This is a genomic window from Pseudomonas sp. P5_B2, assembly GCF_056400445.1.
On the sequence record NZ_JBFULH010000991.1, the window covers coordinates 1 to 1,195 of the forward strand.

Consider the following 1,195-nt stretch of genomic DNA (forward strand, 5'->3'; position numbering starts at 1 on the left):
CGTCGGAGTTGGCGAGGATAATCAGCCCTTCCTTGCCCTGGCGTTCGGCCAGATAATCAATCGCCGGCAATGCTGCGTCGATCAGCAGCCGGTTGCTGGCCAGCAGCACGTCGAGGCTGGCGCTCGATTCCAGCGCCAGTTCGTGCTTGCCATTGAAATGCACGCCATGACTGAGGCTACGCCGCCACGACGCGTCGATTTCCGCGCGCAATACGYCATCGGGGACTTCACCCTCGAGATGGAGTTTTTCCCGGGCCAGCCGGGCTTCGTGGTGACGTTTCGGTGGTGTGGTTTTTATTGGCGTCATCAAGCGCTCCGAATCGGTCCGCCCTGCGCTTTTCAAGTTCAGCGCCTTGGCGCAATCTTTACGTTAACGTCAGGGGGATGGCAAGTGCCTTACGGCACTTGTGTTTTCAGAGTAGCTATTTATACGTGAGGGTCACCAAGGCCTTTGCTCGGGGCGGCGTATTGCGGTTTCAAGTGACCGTCCTGATCAAGTAGCCAGGCGTCCATGATTTGTCGGACCACAGGACCGGCGACGCGACCACCGGCCTCGCCGTTTTCGATCATTACCGAGATAACAATCTTCGGGTGCTCAGCCGGAGCGAAGCCGACGAACAAGGCGTTATCACGATTGCGCTCCAGGGTTTTCGCGCGGTTGTAGCGCTCGCCCTGTTTGATCGCAACGACTTGCGCGGTGCCACTCTTGCCGGCAATGCGGTATTGAGCCCCCAGCGCTGCCGCCCGGGCAATCCCGCGAACGTCGTGCATAACCATCTGCATGCCGTGGTTGACCTGCTCCCAGTCACGCGGGTCCTTGAGCAGGATGTTCGGCATCGGGTGCTCATCGACCGGCGCGACACCGTCCACGGTCTTGGCTAGATGCGGTCGATTCCACACGCCTTTGTTGGCAATTAGCGCGGTGGCTTGAGCCAGTTGCAGCGGCGTGACCTGCATGTAGCCCTGGCCGATGCCGAGGATTACCGTCTCTCCAGGAAACCAGGCCTGACGGCGTGTGGCGCGCTTCCAGGCTTGGGATGGCATCAAACCGGCAGACTCTTCGAACATATCCAGCGAGACTTTCTCGCCGAGGCCGAACATTGCCATGTAGTCGTGCAGGCGATCGATGCCCAGCTTGTGGGCCAGATCGTAGAAGTAGGTATCGTTGGAGCGCATGATCGCTGCGTCCATGTCC

The 1,195-nt window shown here is 59.7% G+C and carries 1 protein-coding gene and 1 pseudogene; both read right to left on the reverse strand.

Annotated elements, in window-relative coordinates; all coding sequences use genetic code 11:
* Positions 1–307: pseudogene (locus AC1DRJ_RS28580) on the reverse strand (sigma-54-dependent Fis family transcriptional regulator); the annotation flags it as partial.
* Between the two features lie 119 nt (positions 308–426).
* A partial coding sequence (locus AC1DRJ_RS28585) for a penicillin-binding transpeptidase domain-containing protein (protein ID WP_477805096.1) occupies positions 427–1,195 on the reverse strand: 769 nt, incomplete at its 5' end.